Source organism: Methanobrevibacter sp. (genome assembly GCF_045646205.1).
Lineage (GTDB): Archaea > Methanobacteriota > Methanobacteria > Methanobacteriales > Methanobacteriaceae > Methanocatella.
This window is the reverse complement of the sequence record NZ_JAZRKF010000001.1, coordinates 1-17,887: the sequence shown is the minus strand read 5'-3', so window position 1 is coordinate 17,887 and position 17,887 is coordinate 1. Positions and strand designations below refer to the sequence as shown.

Genomic DNA, 17,887 nt, shown 5'->3' with positions numbered 1-17,887 from the left:
ATAATGGAGAAAATAAGTGTTAATCCTGGTAGATGCCGTGTTCATGGTAATATTATAGGTTACAGGTATGGTTATTTGGAAACTGATATTGGTTTTCAAAGCCATAAATGTGAAGTGGCCTTGAATCCAACACAATCAAAAGGATATGAAGATTTTGATGTCTATTCTTTTGCTTTAACAAAGAATCCTAACTTAGTAAATAAGTTCAATGATACTATTGCTTATTGTAGTGAAACAGATATTGATGCTATAGGTGGTTTTCTTTATGTTTGTGAGCATTTTGACAGTACTTTTGATCCGGTAGAGTCTATTGCTACTATTCAAAATTTCACTAATGGTTATAAATTAGTGGTGAAAAATGATTATCTAGTTAATGGAGTGGATAATACCTCTCCATTTTACCTTTTAATCCATCAAAATGGTACTGGTGTTGCTATACCTAATGGTACTTCTAGAATATTGTTCAGTACTACTTATGAAGCCTCACCGCACATCAGCAGCATTAAAGTAGGGTTTGTTTATTTTGATGCTAATCATAACTATATCAGTAGCCAGGAAATAGCAGATATTGCAAACGTTGGAACGGGAAATCGTGGACGTTGTAATGTCCAATCAACAAATATACCATCCAATGCTAAATATGTGAGTGTTGAATTCAGCTTCCCAAACGGTGTGGGCAGATACACTAATACCGCAGGAATATTGAAAAACGATTACTTTAGCATGGAATTAAACTGCTTATTATTTGACCAGACATATGGAGGTTTTGTTAAAAATGGCTAGAGTAACATTATATCCAACATGGGAAAATAATAGTGGAATGCGTAATGTAAATGGTAATACGGGTATTTATCGTGAAATGGAAGATATTCAAGTATTACATGACACTACCTATTTTGCTCATTGGGGTAATGAAAACCCCGGTGCAAACTATATTAATGCAGTGTCATCTGTTAATGGTGGACGGTATAAACCTTCACAGATTGAAGTTTGGAATTTCCATGTACTTGATCATATTCCAGGAAATGCTCGTATAAAAAGCATTTCTGTTGAGTATGCTTATGCGAAATTTGCTTATCCTAATATGGGTCATGGTAGTTTTGGCCAACCAGTGATTAGTATACCTACTTTAGGTTTGTTTGGACCTGGAAATGCTCCACCAAAAGATGTTGTTACTGAGTATAGTTTGAAGTTTGATAATTTAAAATTTACAGCAGAGGATTTGGCGGATGTTAGGGTTAATTTTGATTTGCCTATGAACACGTCAGCGAATCCTGCTTATGTTAAAATGAATTATCTACGTTTGAATATTGAATATATTACTCCTAATTACATTCCTAGTGTTAGTTTTGACATGTATAAGATTCAGTATGGTCAGGAAACTAAAGTTACTGTTGAGATTATTGAATCTAATAATGCTATAAGTAATGCTGTTGTTGATGCAGTTGTTGATGTCACCTCGGGTTTGCGTATTGTACCTGGAAGTATTGAAGGAAACGGAACATATAATACCAGTACTAAGAGATGGGCTGCTCAAACTGTGAATGGTAAAGCTAGATTAACATTTAAGGTTACACCGTCATCTCCAAGTGTTTCTGGAAATGAAAATGTTAATGCATTCACTTATCTTAATGGTGAGTCACAGCATAGTCATTTTGAAACGGTCTATATCGTACATCAGAAAGCTGAATTATTAATGTGTGAAGTTTCTGAAAATGCTATAAAACAGAGTTTAAACAGTAGACATTATACATTATTCACTTTAACAGTGCAGAATAATGCCCGCACACCGTTAGAGGTTCATTTGGATTTTGATAAACTGCAATATGAAGGCACATTAGAAGGATATGATGCCTCGACTAAGACTTTAACAATCACTGAATGGGATGGCAATAATTATTTCGATGTTCAATTAAGGTTGTACAGTACTGTTTTAGAAGATGCTCAAATCATATGTTATTCTAATGCATGGAATGGCGTAACACGGATTAAAGTAAACGTAAATGAAGAGTTTGACTATGAAGAGTATTACACAGAATTAAATGCTCCTTTATTCACTTTAGAAAACATGTATCATACAGACGGTCAGGAATATGTTTTCGGCTGTCTTTGCCGTGTAACAGGAACAAACAACATTATTAAAGGTATGAAAAATGCCCGTGCTTCTGTAGTGAATAATGGTGAGAAATTCACATCCAAAGTAACTCAAATTGGGGACTGGCAGTTATTGGCTGTTAAATTCACTTATGATGAATCCCGGAAGTTGTCTTTCAGGTTTTATGGTAATTATATTGAAGTTGATCAGGGTAAAATTGAGTTTGGTAATCTTTTTGTGATTCATGCTGATTATTATTATGGTTATGAGTATCCTGCTTTGGCTTTTGAGGATTTGAATGCTCTTATTACAAATGATGATTATACGAATCTTTTATTAGAACCTCCGGAAAAGAATCCGTCAAGCAAGCATTATTTTGATTTGATTGATTGGATGGGTTTGGAGGATAATGAGTATTTGATACCTCACGGTTTGGAGATTACTGGTGATATTTCTGCTGAAGAAAATATTGGTCTTACATTAGGTTTTGGCCACAATGGTATAGATGAATTTGACTTTAGTTCTGAAAGTTTAACTATTGATGAAAATACTCAATCATTCAAGTTCGGAGGTAAATTTGAAACGTTAGGTTTACGGTTTACAGACATCGCCAGTCTATTAAAAGACCTAGTGTTCTATCTGCAAGTTGATGATTTATATGATAATCAAACACCATTGAACGTTCAAATGAAAAATATAAGAATACACTTATATTACACGCTGAATAATGACTGTTGGGAATTCTTTGTTGATGGAATTTCTTCAAAGTATTATCAATTAGACCTAATGGCAGATTCCGAAATTCCAAGAGGAGCAAACTATGATATTAACACATTTAAAGTAGATGGTGCTGATGGCGAATATCCAAACAGGATAAACATCAAAGAAAACAAATTAAAACTTAAATTCACCACCTGTGAATGTGCAACTATCGAAGAGCTCAACGATACTTTACAACATATTGTAGAATGGTTATATCCTGAAAGAGACAGTCTCGATAATCCAATATTAAAAACTATCAGCTTCTTTTACGCTCCAGACGTAGGTTATGATTATTATATCGAAGATACAATGGATGCTGAAGCTGTGGACGGTGCTTATGAATGTGAAGTTGAACTGATTGTACCTTCAGGACTGGCTCGCAATCTGCATGAAACAGAAAGTGCTGCAACAGGTCATACAGGCCACATGGGAAAAGTAAAACCTGTAATATTATTCTACATTTTAAGTCATGATAGTGAAATAATGTTAATTGAAAGCAAAACAGGGCAAAAATTAACATTAACAGGTGAATTCATTGATAATTTACCATTAAACACTTTGTTGAAACTTGACTGTGGAAATCGTAAACTTTCCTATGAATCCTTTGGCGAATGGTTTGGTATAGATCCTAATTGTATTACACTAGACAGTGATTTTTTCACATTATCAGGTTATTTTGATTTCACAACTAGTGTCAATTGTAAAATTTCTGAAGTAAAATACTATGAATTAAAAGGGTGATTAGGGTGATTGTAATTTTAGATCATGATGAAAACATCCTGGAATTCATGGATGATGCAGATGCAAGTGTTGAAATCACAGACACTTACGGAGGATACAGGTCTTTAGATTTTGATTGTGAATTAACAGATGTGAAAAAAGACCAATACCTCTTTAAACAAGGAAACAAACTCCTAATAGATAATATATTATTCGTAATTAACACTGAAGTTGAAGTAGGTTTTGTAGATAATCTCATTCATTTAGAAGCTGAAGAGTTAGTTTATGAGATGAATAACTGTGAACCTTTCTATATTAGTGATCCTATTTTCAAACAGTATGTTTCAGGAAAAACAATTAAAATATCTTTCAACATGTTAAACTTACTATTCAAAGGTTTTTACACTGTTGACGCTACAGATTTAACTGAAATAAGCTATGACAAGAAGTATGTTACTGTCCAGGGAACAATTACAAAGTATAATCTTCTTAAAGAGATTGAAAATGCTACAGGATTAATGTTTAAATACCATTATAATTTGGATGGTAATAAAATCATTAAAAAAGTAAGTCTGCTTAAACCTGAAAACTATGGAGTAACACATTCACAGCTCCTGGAAAGGGTTACTGTAGGTGAAAATACTAATAAACTGGAATATAGTAGTGATGAAAGCAAAAACGCATTGGGAATCATGCCGATTATCAAATCAGAAAACAATAGTAATGTAGATTATAACAAGATTTTACAACAATTCTATAATTTGGACATTAACAACGAAAGAATAATGCCTTATTATGTGAATTATAATGTCCTTGAAGAGGATTTCTTAATTGCTGCTAAAAATCTGCATGAAAAGATTACTACTTTTGGCATTATTCCGGATACTATTCCTATGAGTTTCAAGATTAAAGTAAAAAAAGAGGATGAAGAGGATTATGACATAAGAACTGAAGTCATACCTGTCGGAATGAGTCAATTTCTGGATATGGCAACAAAATACCTGATAAATCCTGATGAAAATATTTATTTAATCATTGTTGAACCTCCAAACATCACTACAAGTGACCGTTTAAACTGTGTTTTTGAAGAAACAGAGATTAACAATTTATCATATAGTGTTCAGGATTATATAGCAAAAACAGGCCATATTAACACTACTGTTTCAACAGCTCATGGAAGATTAAGTTTTCAATGGTTAATCTACATATTTGCAGAATATTTAACTACAAAAAAGAAAGTGGTCTGTAGATCTGAAGATTATCCGAAGTTAAACAAACTTCTACCATCTGAAGTACAATATAATGTACGTCGCATTGTAGATAATGATAATTATGAGTATATGCCTTACGTGTACACTCAAAACACCAGTGAGTCAAATAACATTCCCTATCAAACACCAATTAATCCTTTACCTGGGAAAAACATGTATGATTTAAATAATTATATAAGTGAATCATACCCTGTAATGACTCTCACAAAGACGGCGGGTGCAGAAAACATCACTATAACAATATCTAAACAAAATATTAGTCAAAACACACCAGAATCTTTCGTAATAGGATTCCGTGATGTGAATCTAATACAGGATGATACAGATATTACAATCGATTTCAATAAAAAAGAAATCGTTTTCATGAAATTCTTTGAAACAATTGAAGAAAAAGAAGTTGAAGTTACAGAATCTGTTCCTGCCAATGATGTTATAACGGTTAATATGATGCCTTCCTGTGGTTGCTGCGGCTATCCAAAAACACCTTATAAACGTTTCACGAAAACATGGAAAAATTACTGTCCGAACTGTCACAAATCTGGTACATTAACTGATAATCCTAAAGGCGTTTATGAAGGTGAAATAACTTGCAGTATGAAAAAAGGTGGATGTGATGCAGACTACTGTGGATACTGTGGTGGCGACAAATGGGGTGGTGGAAAATGTGCTAGAGTAAAATTAACTCCTGCTGAAGCAACCACCGAAGAAACACGCACCGAAACGATACAGGAAGTACATCAAGAATACAAAGAAGTCACAGCTAATGATGACAATAACGGAGAGGATGAAACTAAAATAAGATTAAACCAAATACTAACTGAAAACTCAAAATTAGACTCATGGCATGGAGATATAAGTATAAAAATCGAAGGAGCAACATTAAAAAGTCTAAAATCAGATTCCGTAAAATTATATGAATTAGCACCATTCCCTTATGTAAAAGAGAAAGGTGACATGTTTATTCATGCTCCTATAACCTCAGCAGATTTCTATTATACTCACATGACAAATGACAATCCCAAATTAGAGCCTTTTGAAACTTCAGAACAATCCATTGAAGAGGTTTTAATTGGTTGCTGGAAAAAATTAAATGGTTCTGGTGATAATACGAATTGGTTAGAAAAATCAGAGGATATTGAAGTAGATTTAACTGAAGAAAACTTGGATTTAGAAGCTGGAGACTTTGTATATATCAAACTACCCGATAGTATGGTGTTCAAGGCACAAATTACAGAGAAGAAGTATAATCCAAAAATCAAATCAGATTCCAAATTAAAAATTGGAAACGTTTCCAGGGAGGCAATTGTATGACTAAATTAACAAACGCTGAAAAAGATAAACTAGATAATACCTGCGGAAACCTAAGAGTAACAAAGTTAGGAACGCATGTAAAATCATTAGAAGACTTTGTGAACGAAGGAGCACTCGCTACAAGAGCAAATGATGTAACTTCTGCAATCAATGAATTATATGGGATGATTGCGAACAATGAATGTGCAGATATTCAAATACCCCCGCCAGGATTTTTCACACTGTTTGGAAATGATGAAGACGGAAAACTCTATGTGTACTACAATGATGAGGAACATCCTCCAATATTCCATCATGTTGAAACACCTGGTGAACTAGAAGGAACATTATATCTTTATATTGCAGATCCAGAAGGTGAAAATCATTTTGAAATGGAAATCGGCCATTATATTGCAGTAAAACATCTGGATAATTATTACACAAAAGCAGAGATTGATGCAGGTTACGCCATAAAAAACCATGCAAGCACAGCTAATACCTATGGTCTTGGTTCAACTTCTAAATATGGGCATGTAAAAACAATAAATGGTTTAACTCAAGCAAGCCATGCAGATGGTCTTGCATTATCAGCATATCAAGGGAAAGTTTTGAAAACTGCTGTTGATGAAAAAGTAGTGACTGTTGAAAAGCAATCTTCAGCTGAACAGGGTTATGCTGCTACATATGTTGTAAAACAGAATGGGTCACAGGTTGGAGTTAAAATTAATATTCCTAAAGACTTTCTTGTGAAATCTACTTCAGTTAAAACGTGTACTACTGCAAATCAACCTGTAAATGGGTATGAAGTGGGTGACATATATATTGATTGGGTTGTTAATTCAAAAGATAATACTGCAACAGATGAACATTTGTATTTACGTGCGAAAGATATTGGATCTTATCCTCCGGATGAAGTTACATTAACAATTGTAAATAATCAATTTAAAATCAAAGATGGGGGTGTTGGATCAACCCAACTTGCTAGTGATAGTGTTTTAACAGCAAAAATTAAAGATGCTAATGTCACTACTGCAAAAATTAAAGATGGAAATGTTACAACAGCAAAAATTAAAGATGGGAATGTAACAACTGCTAAGATTGCTGATTCTAATGTTACTACTGCTAAGATTGCTGATGGTGCAGTTACAAATGATAAAGTAACTTCAATCACTAAAAATAAGATAAGTGATTTTAGTCATGCTCATGGAAACTTACAAAACGACGGTAAAGTAGGAACAACAGATAATGCAAGTAAAAATGTTGTAACTGATGGAAATGGAGAAATTACAACTGAAGCAAAACCAACAGTTCCAACAGCTAACAGTACTGCTTCTAATATTAAGATGGATGGTACTCAAAGTGCAGGTTCATTATCTACTTTTGCGAAAGCCGACCATGTCCACCCAACTGACACTAGTAGAGCATCTACTGATGTTGCTACTCAGTCTGCCAATGGTTTAATGAGTAGTTTAGATAAAACCAAATTAGATGGTATTGCTACAGGTGCTAATAAAACAACTGTGGATTCAAGTTTATCAAGCACTTCTACAAACCCAGTACAAAATAAAGTCATCAAGGCAGAAATAGACACTTTAGCAACAAAAGAAGAAGTGGACGATATTATAGCCGGAGATATTGATTTAACAGGATATGTTAAAGATACAGATTCAAGATTGGCTGATGATAGAATTCCCAAAGTTATTGAAATTGATGGTACAGTAAATGACCCTTATGATTTGGATTTAGTATATGGCACTGGTTTCTACATTGGTAATCGTGGCGGAAACAAAACATCTTTACATACTCCAGATGATACTTATGGTTCAAGATATGTGTTACTTGTGCAGGCATTTGGTTTAAATACATATATTAAACAAGTGTTTACATTTCTTAACAATGGAAAAACTTATACAAGATTCAAAACAACTGGAAACTGGAGTTCATGGACTGAAATAAGTTATAATGGACATACTCATCATGACACAGATATTGATTGGGAAGGTGTCGCATTAGCAAATCAAGTAAGTCCATTAGATATGGCAATGTATGAAGAATTTAGTACGAATCGTTTAGCATATTTAACCGAAGATAATATTATTATAGAATCTTCAACAGATAATGGTAACACATGGACTGAAATAGCTACTGATGCAACAGGTAAAACAAATAAAAAAAAGCTTGTTACAACAAAACTTTATCCTGCTGGCTTCCAAGCAGGTAATGGAGCTACAAAATCAGTAAATAATCAATTAAGAATCACATTAAAAGCTGGTGAACCAAATGTAGCAAGTAAAATTTATTTATATACAAGAAAACTTATGATTTATTTTTCAACAGGTGGATGTAGTGGTTGTAAATGTAAAATAGAAACTTCAACATATGGTACTCCTACAACATGGACAACTGTAGATACTTACAATGTTGGTGGATACTCTGGATGGAATAGTATACCTTTAGCATTAACATTTGGAGGATTTGCAAATCAAACTAATGGTACAAGAATACAAAATATTAGATTAACATTTACTTGTACAACAATCGGCAGTTATAATTTTAATGTACAAAAAATAAGATTATTTGGTGAATCATGTTGGACCGCTCCATCAACATTAGCAGAGACTGGTCATGTATATACATTTGATGAAAATCAAAATGTTACATTCCCTGGCAAAATTATTAAAGATGGTGGAACATCTTCACAATTCCTTAAAGCAGATGGTAGTGTAGATTCAACCACATATGTTAATGGAGCAGGTACAGGATTGACAAAAGATGGAGCAAGTTTAAAACATAGCAATTCTGTTACTGCTGATATAACAGGTAATTTTAAAAAGTTGACATATGATTCTGAAGGACATATAACTGGAACAGTAAATGTACAGGCATCTGATTTGCCAACCCATTCACATGGAGCATCTGATTTGCCGACATCATCCACAGGTGCAAAGGGTATTGTAAAATTAGTGAATGACTTGACTACTGGTGGAACTGACAAAGCATTAACCGCAGAACAAGGAAAAGTATTAAATACTGAATTAACAAATAGATTCAAAACCCGCATTCTTAATGGAACAGAATCTGAACATAATAATTTAAATAAATACATTACTCCTGGATTTTATTATAATAAAGACAATACTGAAACAACATATATTGATAATCTACCGAATAATACGCGGAAAGCATTCACTTTGTTAGTAGAAAATCAGACTAATGGATATGGTGTTAAACAAACATTAACATTCTATAACACTTCTGACCCACAAACTTTTGTTCGTATTGGAGCATATAATGCAACAGAAACAACTGGATGGGGTGCTTGGAAAGAAATCGCTTGGACTTCTGATATTCCAACGATTGCGACTGCAACACCAAAAACAGATAGTATTGTCGGGACTGTTGGAACAAGTGATAAATATGCGAAAGAAGACCATCAACATCCACATTTTGATTTCTTCGTAAAAGGAACTGATAATAGTGCAGGATATATTGGAGTAGCACAAATACAATTTTTTTCCGGATATCAAGATACACCAATTGTTTTTACAATTTATCAAAGGGATAGAACTGAAAAAAGTGTTGTTCAGGTAAAATTCTTAAATGTTGCTACTGCAGACCCTACACTTGCGAGCATTACTCATTCAGGTTATGACTTGCCATGTTATCTTTATAAGGTGAGTGCAGGAACTTGGAATCTTATTATTGGAAAAGGACATGCCAATAAATATGGGGGAGCATATATACAAGTAGACAATTGTCTTACAAATGTTGGAGTTACTAAATTAGACACTCACATTGATACATTGCCTACTGGAACAACAGAAAACCCATTATCACAATCAACATATACAGGATTTAGTTCTACCGAAAAAACAAAATTAGCAGGAATTGCGACTGGAGCAAACAAAGTTACAAAATTATCTGAACTCACAAATGATTTGAGTAAAACTATTGTTAATGGAAACATAGCAGATTCTACTATTGAAAGTAGTAAATTAGCAACTACGGTAACAAAAAAATCCTTTATTGATTCAATAACAATGGGTGCTTCTGCGAATGATTATAATTTAGATAATTTAAATACAGAAGCTGACCAAGGAAAGTATTATTGTCATGGTAATAATATTGGTAATTTGGCAGGTACAAAACCGTGGACAACTTCAAAAGCAATGATATTGCTTGTATATAATAATACTGGAGGTAAAGTTGTTCAGGAGGCTTATCAAGTTGATAAATCATCACCGAAAATATTTTGGAGAACATATAATAATGGTCAAACTGCATGGAGTTCATGGCAAGAAGTAGCAAGTGCTTCTAATATTCCGGCTGTTGAAAATAGTTTATCTTCTAATTCTACAACAAATGCATTATCAGCAGCACAAGGAAAAGTATTAAATACTGCTATATCTAATGCACGAGTGTTTAAAGCATATATTGGGTATAATAACAATACTACTGAAGCACCTTCTGATTTAAGTAATATGTCAATGGTTCATGGTAATAAAATATATTTTGGATGTACTGACCAAAATAACGATTACTTGGAGGGTTATGTTTATGTTGACTTTAATAATGGTGCATCATTTACAAAATATACTTTATCGTACGGTTGGTATGCAATGACAGTAAGTAATGCTGGTATATACAATATTAGAGTATATTTTGCTGATTCAGTTAATAGGATTGTTGCATCTGGAATGTGTCATGTAAATGTTAGTTAAATTGATTTTTTTTAAAAGTTTTAAAGGTGATAAAAAATGCCGTGTGCTATAATAGGAAATATAAAAGGTGTCAAAGGAGACACTGGAGAAAAAGGAGAAAAAGGAGATAAAGGAGACCAAGGCGAGCAAGGAATACAAGGACCAGCAGGCCGAAATGGTATTGACGGTACTACTGATACTCCAAGTCAAGTACTATCGAAGATCAAGAATGTAGATGGATCCGATAGTGGCTTAGATGCAGACTTGTTGGATGGTCATGATTCATCTTATTTTGCAAAAGCAGATGACTTACCTAACTTGATTGCTGTAGAAGAACCATATATGCATAGTCTTTTTAAAATTAGCAAATCAGGTAATATTGTAGTGTTAACTGTGGAACCATGGACTGTTAACAAACTAGATGTGGATAAGTATGTTAGCACAAATTTATCAGTTCCCGCAGGGTGTGCTCCAGCTTTCACTGTTTATATTGGAAATGTTTTACCTAATGATGTTCGTTTGAGGGTGAAAACTGATGGTTCTGTTGAATTTTTTAGAACCAATGGTGCTGGAATGCAATTCTGTGGTTCTGCTTCATGGACGGTTCCCGGGGAGTAAAGAAAAATGAAGAAATCTGATCCGCACAAAGGTTGTTGTTATAGGCGAACTTGTAATAAAGATTTGAAAAAATGTTGTTATTTACATAAGAAGGTGAAAAAATGGAATTTATAGATTGGATAAAGAGCATTTTAGGGAATGATAAAAAGAATGCTAGATTAATCACTAAAGAGTTAGTTAAAACGTATGGTGAAAAAGACCAGTTAGAAGTAGGTTTATATGAAGGAAACACTGCTTTATCTGGTAAAATGGTTACTTTTAATGTTAATGGGGAGGATTATACAAGAAAAACTGATGCTGATGGTATCGCTAGGTTAAATATTAATTTAAATCCTGGAGAATATACTCCTTTAATTACTTTTAGGGATGAGGAGTATAATCTTGCTACTGCATTTACGACTATTATTGTACGCAGTAAAACACGTATGGAAGGCACTGATATTAATATGACTTATCGTGATGGTACAATGTATCAATGTGCTGTGTATGATGATTTTGGGCGTGTGTTAGGGGATGTTGAGTTAACAGTGAATGGTGTTCCTTATCGTAGAACCGCAGATAAGGATGGTTTGTATAAGTTAAATATTAATTTGAATCCTGGAAATTATACTATTACTGCTAAATATCTTGGAGATATGTTTCATTTGCCTTCAGAGATTCGTAATAGTATTACTATTAATGAAGCTCCACAACCAGAGCCTGAGCCTGAGCCTGTGAAGTTATATCCTTATATCACAGTGCAGGGTCCTGGAAAACTAGGTCAAACAAATTCCGTACGATGTGGCCCACATAGTTTAATGCAGTGCATTTACCGCCTGACTGGTATTGAATTATCTGAAGCTACATTGGCTAGTGTTTGTGGTACTACTAGTGGCGGTACAAGTCATCAAGGTTTGGCGACTGGTTTGGCGTGGTTTAATAAGAAATATGGGTACAATTTGAAAATGACTTGGAAGAACAAAAGTGACTTAACATGGGATGAAATACAGCATTATATTGATATTGCTGCATTGTTCTTCCATTTACTCTATAGAAACTCCGACGGCCATTATGAGGTAGCAAAAAACTGTAACAGTACGATGTCTATCTTAAATAGTTTAGGAACTCGTTGCGGTAATGGATATTATGGATATATTGAAAGTAGATCAAGAGCTACTCAACAATCATACATCAATGGTATAAGTCAGAAAAGCGTTTGTATAATTAGTAGAGGGTGATTGAATGGATGATATTGAAAGAACTAAATTAGAAGTGCAGTTACGTAATCAACAAAGAATATTGAATAAGAAGTATGCTGAAGAGGGTTTAACTGATGAAATTCTTGATGAACAGATTAAGTTAAATAAACTTCGACATGAGTATGATATTACGGATGAATCTGAGAAAGTGTATGAAGATTTTGTACAATAAAACTACTTATTCTCCTATGATTACATTTTTTTATTGTGTATGAGGAGAGTTTTTTTTAGTGGAATAAGCGACCATTTTTTTCCTCCTTTATTTTTTGATGGGCCAGGAACATTTTAATGATGTTCCTGGTCTATTTTTTTTAGAAAATTTAATTCATAACATATAAATATTATAAAAATTAGTTTTATTATTATATCATAAAATATGAAAAATGAATGGAAGAATTAGACAGAACTTCAAGAGGTGGGAACTCTTTATAATAACCAAGAACCATTCATCAGGTCAACAATTTTAATTCTTTTTTCAATTTTCATTTGGATGGGATCTTAGTTTATTAAACTAAGCAAATGAAAAAGAAAAATAATACCTTCCAGGAATAAAAATATCCATGAAAGGGAAATCTTGCTCACCTCCATTCCTGCCAAGGGGAATAGAGGTAAAATAAATATTGCTATTTTTTTTACATTAATCACCTTTTTTGCAGTTGTATGAAGTTATTGTTTTCTATTAAAATTAGTTTTTAGTATTCATACTATAATAAATTATGGAATTTAGGCATTACTAATGTTTTGATAAAAAAAGTTTTTTTGTCTAAAAAGGTTGCAGATTAATATAATCCTGCAACCAAACCCACATTTAGACATTTTTTTAACCATACATCTGCTTTGACAAGAATGGTTTCAGTTTCACCAGTACAGTACAGTATGAGAAACAGTAGAATATGAGATACTACGATGAGTGAACATATTCTAGTGTATATTATATTTTCATGTGTTTATAAATTTTATGTTCTTTTTTTGTGAAATTTTAATAAAGTTTATTAAATTGATAATGCTATAATATTTTATATTAGGAATTTCATATTTTTTATATGGAGAGTATAGGAAGTATTGGTTATTTTAGTGTATAACTAAATGTTATTAAAAGTACTTAGTTGTAGAAATTTACATGGAGATGATTCACATGAATGATTTTGATGATTTGGAAAATTCTTCAAAAGAGGAGTTAATTGAAAAAATCGAATCTTTGGAAGATGAAATTGCATCTGTCCGTGAAGAAAAATCCAAAGCTAAAAGTAACTTAATGTGGAAAGTTAGGAAATTAGAAAAAGATAAAGTTCTAATTGAAAATGAAAAAATCAGATTAGAAAGAGAAACTAAATCCCTACGTTCCGAAGTTGAAAGGTTTAGATCTCCCCCTTTAGTTTTAGCTACGATTACTGAAGTTTTAGATGAAAATAGGATGACAGTTAAAAGTAGTACTGGTCCTAGTTTTCTTGTTAATTACTCAAAATTCTTAGATGAAAAATTATTGGTACCGGGTTCCAGAGTTGCTCTAAACCAGCAGACATTCGGTATAGTTGAAGTATTGCCGTCTGAAAAAGATGCAAACGTTTCAGGTATGGAAATCGAAACGAAACCTGATGTTACCTATGAGCAAATAGGTGGTTTGGAAGAGCAAATCATTGAGGTTAAAGAAACTGTTGAGTTGCCGTTAAAAGAACCTGAATTATTTGAAAAAATAGGTATAGATCCTCCTAAGGGAATCTTATTGTACGGTCCTCCGGGAACAGGTAAGACATTGCTTGCAAAAGCTGTAGCTAATGAGACTAATGCTACATTCATTAAAATTGTAGCTTCCGAATTCGTTAAAAAATACATCGGGGAAGGTGCAAGACTCGTACGTGAAGTATTTGAATTGGCTAAAGAAAAAGCTCCGGCTATTATTTTCATTGATGAACTTGATGCTGTTGCAGCTAAAAGGCTTAAAAGTTCAACCAGTGGTGACAGAGAAGTTCAAAGGACTTTAATGCAATTGCTCGCTGAACTGGACGGTTTTGAATCAAGAGGGGACATCGGTATTATCGGTGCAACCAACAGACCTGATATTCTAGACCCTGCTCTTTTAAGACCTGGCCGTTTTGACAGATTCATTGAAGTTCCTCTTCCTAATGAGGAAGGAAGAAAAGAGATTCTTAAAATCCATACTAAAAGAATGGCATTGGATGAAGAGGCAGACATCGATTTACTGTGCGATTTGACTGACGGTTTGTCTGGTGCAGATTTAAAGGCAGTATGTACTGAAGCCGGTATGTTTGCAATCCGTGAAAAACGTGATAAGGTAAGTGTCGCTGACTTTATGGATGCAGTCAATAAGGTTGTTGACTCCGAACATGATGAGGAATTCAGAAAAGAAGCCGGTGTGATGTTTGGATAAATTTCATTTAATAAATAAGCCTATGATGAACCCTATGAGCTCTGATTGGTGATGAATGATGGGCGAGCTGAGGCTTATTTTTTAATACTTTTTTTGTAAAACTTTATTTAAAATTAAAATCTTATAGTATTATTATGTTTGGAAAAAAAGATAATCAATCTAATGAGAGAGTTATTTATGAGGCTAAGCCTAACTTAATCTTCGGCTGTAAGAAAGCTATTTTAGGTGTTGTCTTATTAATTGTTGTTTTATCTCTATCAGGGTTTGTTATTAAATTTATAGGCGAAATGCAGGTCTATTTAATATCCCAAATTCAGTTGCCTTTAACGAGGTATACTGCAATTGCCGTTTTCGTGCTCATGCTGATAATTATTTTATATATCATCTGGCAGATTATCGGATGGTATTCCAAGGAATACATCCTGACAGATTCCAAAATAATTGTCAAATCAGGAGTATTTCTAAACCGTAAGAATTACATGCCCTATGCTACAATTCAGGATATCAATACTTCCCAAAGCATTTTTGCAAGAATGTTCAATGTTGGATCTGTAAGTGTTTTCAGCGCATATGACAATAATCAGATAGCTATTGAAAATATTTCAAATCCCTCTGAAGTTGAAGAGATAATATTTTCAAACATGTCCAGAAACAGAAGTTATCAGGACCCTAGAATGGGATTTTACAGAAACCCTCAGGATGATTATCGAAGACCAAATCCTCAAAATTACTATAATGAATCCAATCAGGAATATTATCCCGAATCCAGACAGGAAATTTATCCGAATGATGATTATGATGACGTTGTTATAACTCCTATCAAACAGGAGGAGCCGTATCAGCGCAGACAGTATGAATATTACCCTGAAGATTTGGAATATAGGGACGTTCAAAGACCTAAATATGAATATGAACCCTATGATGAGAATCTTGAACACAACATTAATCGTGCAATGGCAAATGATTATGAAGACGATTCCCGTTATTATCAAAGAAGCGATGAATATTCCTACAGTGATGACAGTTACTATGAAGATAATCAAAGAGACTATCAATATGATGACTTTGACACTAAAGATTCCAAAGTTGAAACAAATCATGTGGATGAATCAAGTGAAAGTGTTGTAAGAAGACATTTTGATAAATTTAAAAGATAATGTCAGGTGAGCAGATGGAACTTTTATGTATACAATCCCAGGAACATCCTCTATTGCCGCAGGGTGAGCTTAAGGCAGTTATTGAATGTGAAGATATGAAAGCCACACTCAACGTAATAACTGAGGGACTGGTCATATTAAGTGACATATCACAAAAAAACATCGATGAATATTATCAGATACTCACAAGACGTCTCGGCTATACCCATGAGGTTCACCAGATTATAAAAACCTCTGATGTAGACGATTTTGAAGAGGATATGCTGGCAATTGACTGGCAGGATTATATTGATGAGACTTTTGCCGTAAGGGTTAAAAGATTCAGTTCAGATATTGATACCGTAGCCTTTGAAAGAAGAGCAGGGTCACTGATTTTGGAAAAATGTGAAAACATAAAGGTTAACTTAAAAGAACCTGAATCACTTGTTAGATTAGTTGCATTTGAAGATACTATTTATATTGCAATAGAAAAATATCATCTCAACAAAAAACATTTCGAAGATATAAAACCTCACAAAAGACCATTTTTCTATCCTGGATCAATGAGTCCGAAACTGGCAAGATGCATGGTAAATCTCTCCCGTGTTAAAGCAGGCCAGCTGGTGCTTGATCCGTTTTGCGGAACCGGTGGAATTTTAATAGAGGCGGGACTCATCGGATGTAAGGTTGTAGGTTCAGATGTCAACTGGAAAATGAAAAACGGAACAGCCATCAATTTGGATTACTGTGGCATAAAGGATTACAGGACATTTCACTTGGATGTCCGTGAACTTAAAATGTATGAAAAGGTAGCAGGTGTAGTTACAGATCCCCCTTATGGGATATCCACTTCAACAGGAGACATCGATGGAGACGATATTTTCAAGGAATTTTTCCATGCAATCTATGATAATATGGCTGAAGATGCATATCTGTGTATGGCAAGTCCCCATTATGTTGATTTAAATCCTATGATTGATGAGGTGGGCTTTGAACTTGTTGAACAGTATGCTATTAAAATGCATAGAAGTTTAACCAGAATCATATCAGTCATTAAAAAATCACAAAAAAATAGTTAAGTTTATATACTAGTTATTTTTAGACGATTATTTTTTTATATACTCTTTTTATAATATTGCATTTTAAGAATTAACTATTTTTTTTATTTATTTTTTTCATGAAAGGAACATTTTATTTTTTTAAAAAATTTTTATTAAATAATTTCATAACCAATTCTTAAATTAGATTTGGGAAGTGTTTTATCAGTATTTTATTAATATGAAAATTTATAATTTGAATTATTTTAAAAAATATATTTTTGCAATATATTTTAATTAATTTTGTTAATTAAATAACTCTGTCTATTAGATGTGCTATGTGTATTATGGCGATGACCTAAGTCAAATTGTATTCAACAATCATGACTATGATGGTTGCATTCCGCATGTAGCGATACATTTTATGAGTACTTGAGTTTTTTCGAGTATGATGTTGGTTTTGTAGATGTGGTGAAATATTGATATCAATATTTTAGTGTATTTACTCGTCTATATTTTTTTAGCGTACTTCATAATATTATTTTATTATGTCTGTTATGTGTTCAATTCTGTTTGATCCTGGCAGATGCTACTGCTATTGGGATTCGATTAAGCCATGCAAGTCGAAAGA

The 17,887-nt window shown here is 33.3% G+C and carries 10 protein-coding genes; all 10 read left to right on the top strand.

The annotated features are described in order from the left end of the window. Positions 1–3: 3 nt before the first annotated feature. The 10 genes from ACKI44_RS00050 (at position 4) to ACKI44_RS00005 (ending at position 17,298) form a co-directional block, all read left to right on the top strand. Entirely contained in the window at positions 4–783 is a 780-nt protein-coding gene (locus tag ACKI44_RS00050) for a hypothetical protein (protein ID WP_407420672.1), read from the top strand. Continuing rightward, on the top strand, positions 776–3,598 hold the full coding sequence (locus tag ACKI44_RS00045; RefSeq protein ID WP_407420671.1) for a hypothetical protein: 2,823 nt from the start codon (positions 776–778) through the stop codon (positions 3,596–3,598). The genes ACKI44_RS00050 and ACKI44_RS00045 overlap by 8 nt, the downstream gene beginning before the upstream one ends. A gap of 5 nt (positions 3,599–3,603) precedes the next feature. Further along, complete coding sequence (locus ACKI44_RS00040; protein ID WP_407420670.1) at positions 3,604–6,159, top strand: hypothetical protein; 2,556 nt, start codon at positions 3,604–3,606, stop codon at positions 6,157–6,159. Further along, complete coding sequence (locus tag ACKI44_RS00035; RefSeq protein WP_407420669.1) at positions 6,156–10,859, top strand: pyocin knob domain-containing protein; 4,704 nt, start codon at positions 6,156–6,158, stop codon at positions 10,857–10,859. Before ACKI44_RS00040 ends, ACKI44_RS00035 begins: the two co-directional genes overlap by 4 nt. A 36-nt stretch (positions 10,860–10,895) precedes the next feature. After that, complete coding sequence (locus ACKI44_RS00030) at positions 10,896–11,456, top strand: hypothetical protein (RefSeq protein ID WP_407420667.1); 561 nt, start codon at positions 10,896–10,898, stop codon at positions 11,454–11,456. 101 nt (positions 11,457–11,557) lie between these two features. Then, positions 11,558–12,673, top strand: a complete 1,116-nt coding sequence (locus ACKI44_RS00025) for a hypothetical protein (RefSeq protein ID WP_407420665.1) — start codon at positions 11,558–11,560, stop codon at positions 12,671–12,673. Between the two features lie 4 nt (positions 12,674–12,677). Then, a complete protein-coding gene (locus ACKI44_RS00020; RefSeq protein WP_407420663.1) occupies positions 12,678–12,866 on the top strand; it encodes a hypothetical protein in 189 nt (62 codons plus the stop codon). 963 nt (positions 12,867–13,829) lie between these two features. Then, positions 13,830–15,083 carry a proteasome-activating nucleotidase gene (locus ACKI44_RS00015; RefSeq protein WP_407420661.1) on the top strand — a complete coding sequence of 418 codons (1,254 nt, stop codon included), beginning with the start codon at positions 13,830–13,832 and terminating at the stop codon, positions 15,081–15,083. Between the two features lie 134 nt (positions 15,084–15,217). After that, positions 15,218–16,240, top strand: coding sequence for a PH domain-containing protein (locus tag ACKI44_RS00010; protein ID WP_407420659.1), 1,023 nt, complete (start codon positions 15,218–15,220; stop codon positions 16,238–16,240). Positions 16,241–16,254: 14 nt separating this feature from the next. After that, positions 16,255–17,298, top strand: a complete 1,044-nt coding sequence (locus ACKI44_RS00005) for a TIGR01177 family methyltransferase (protein ID WP_407420657.1) — start codon at positions 16,255–16,257, stop codon at positions 17,296–17,298. The last annotated feature ends 589 nt before the right edge of the window (positions 17,299–17,887 follow it).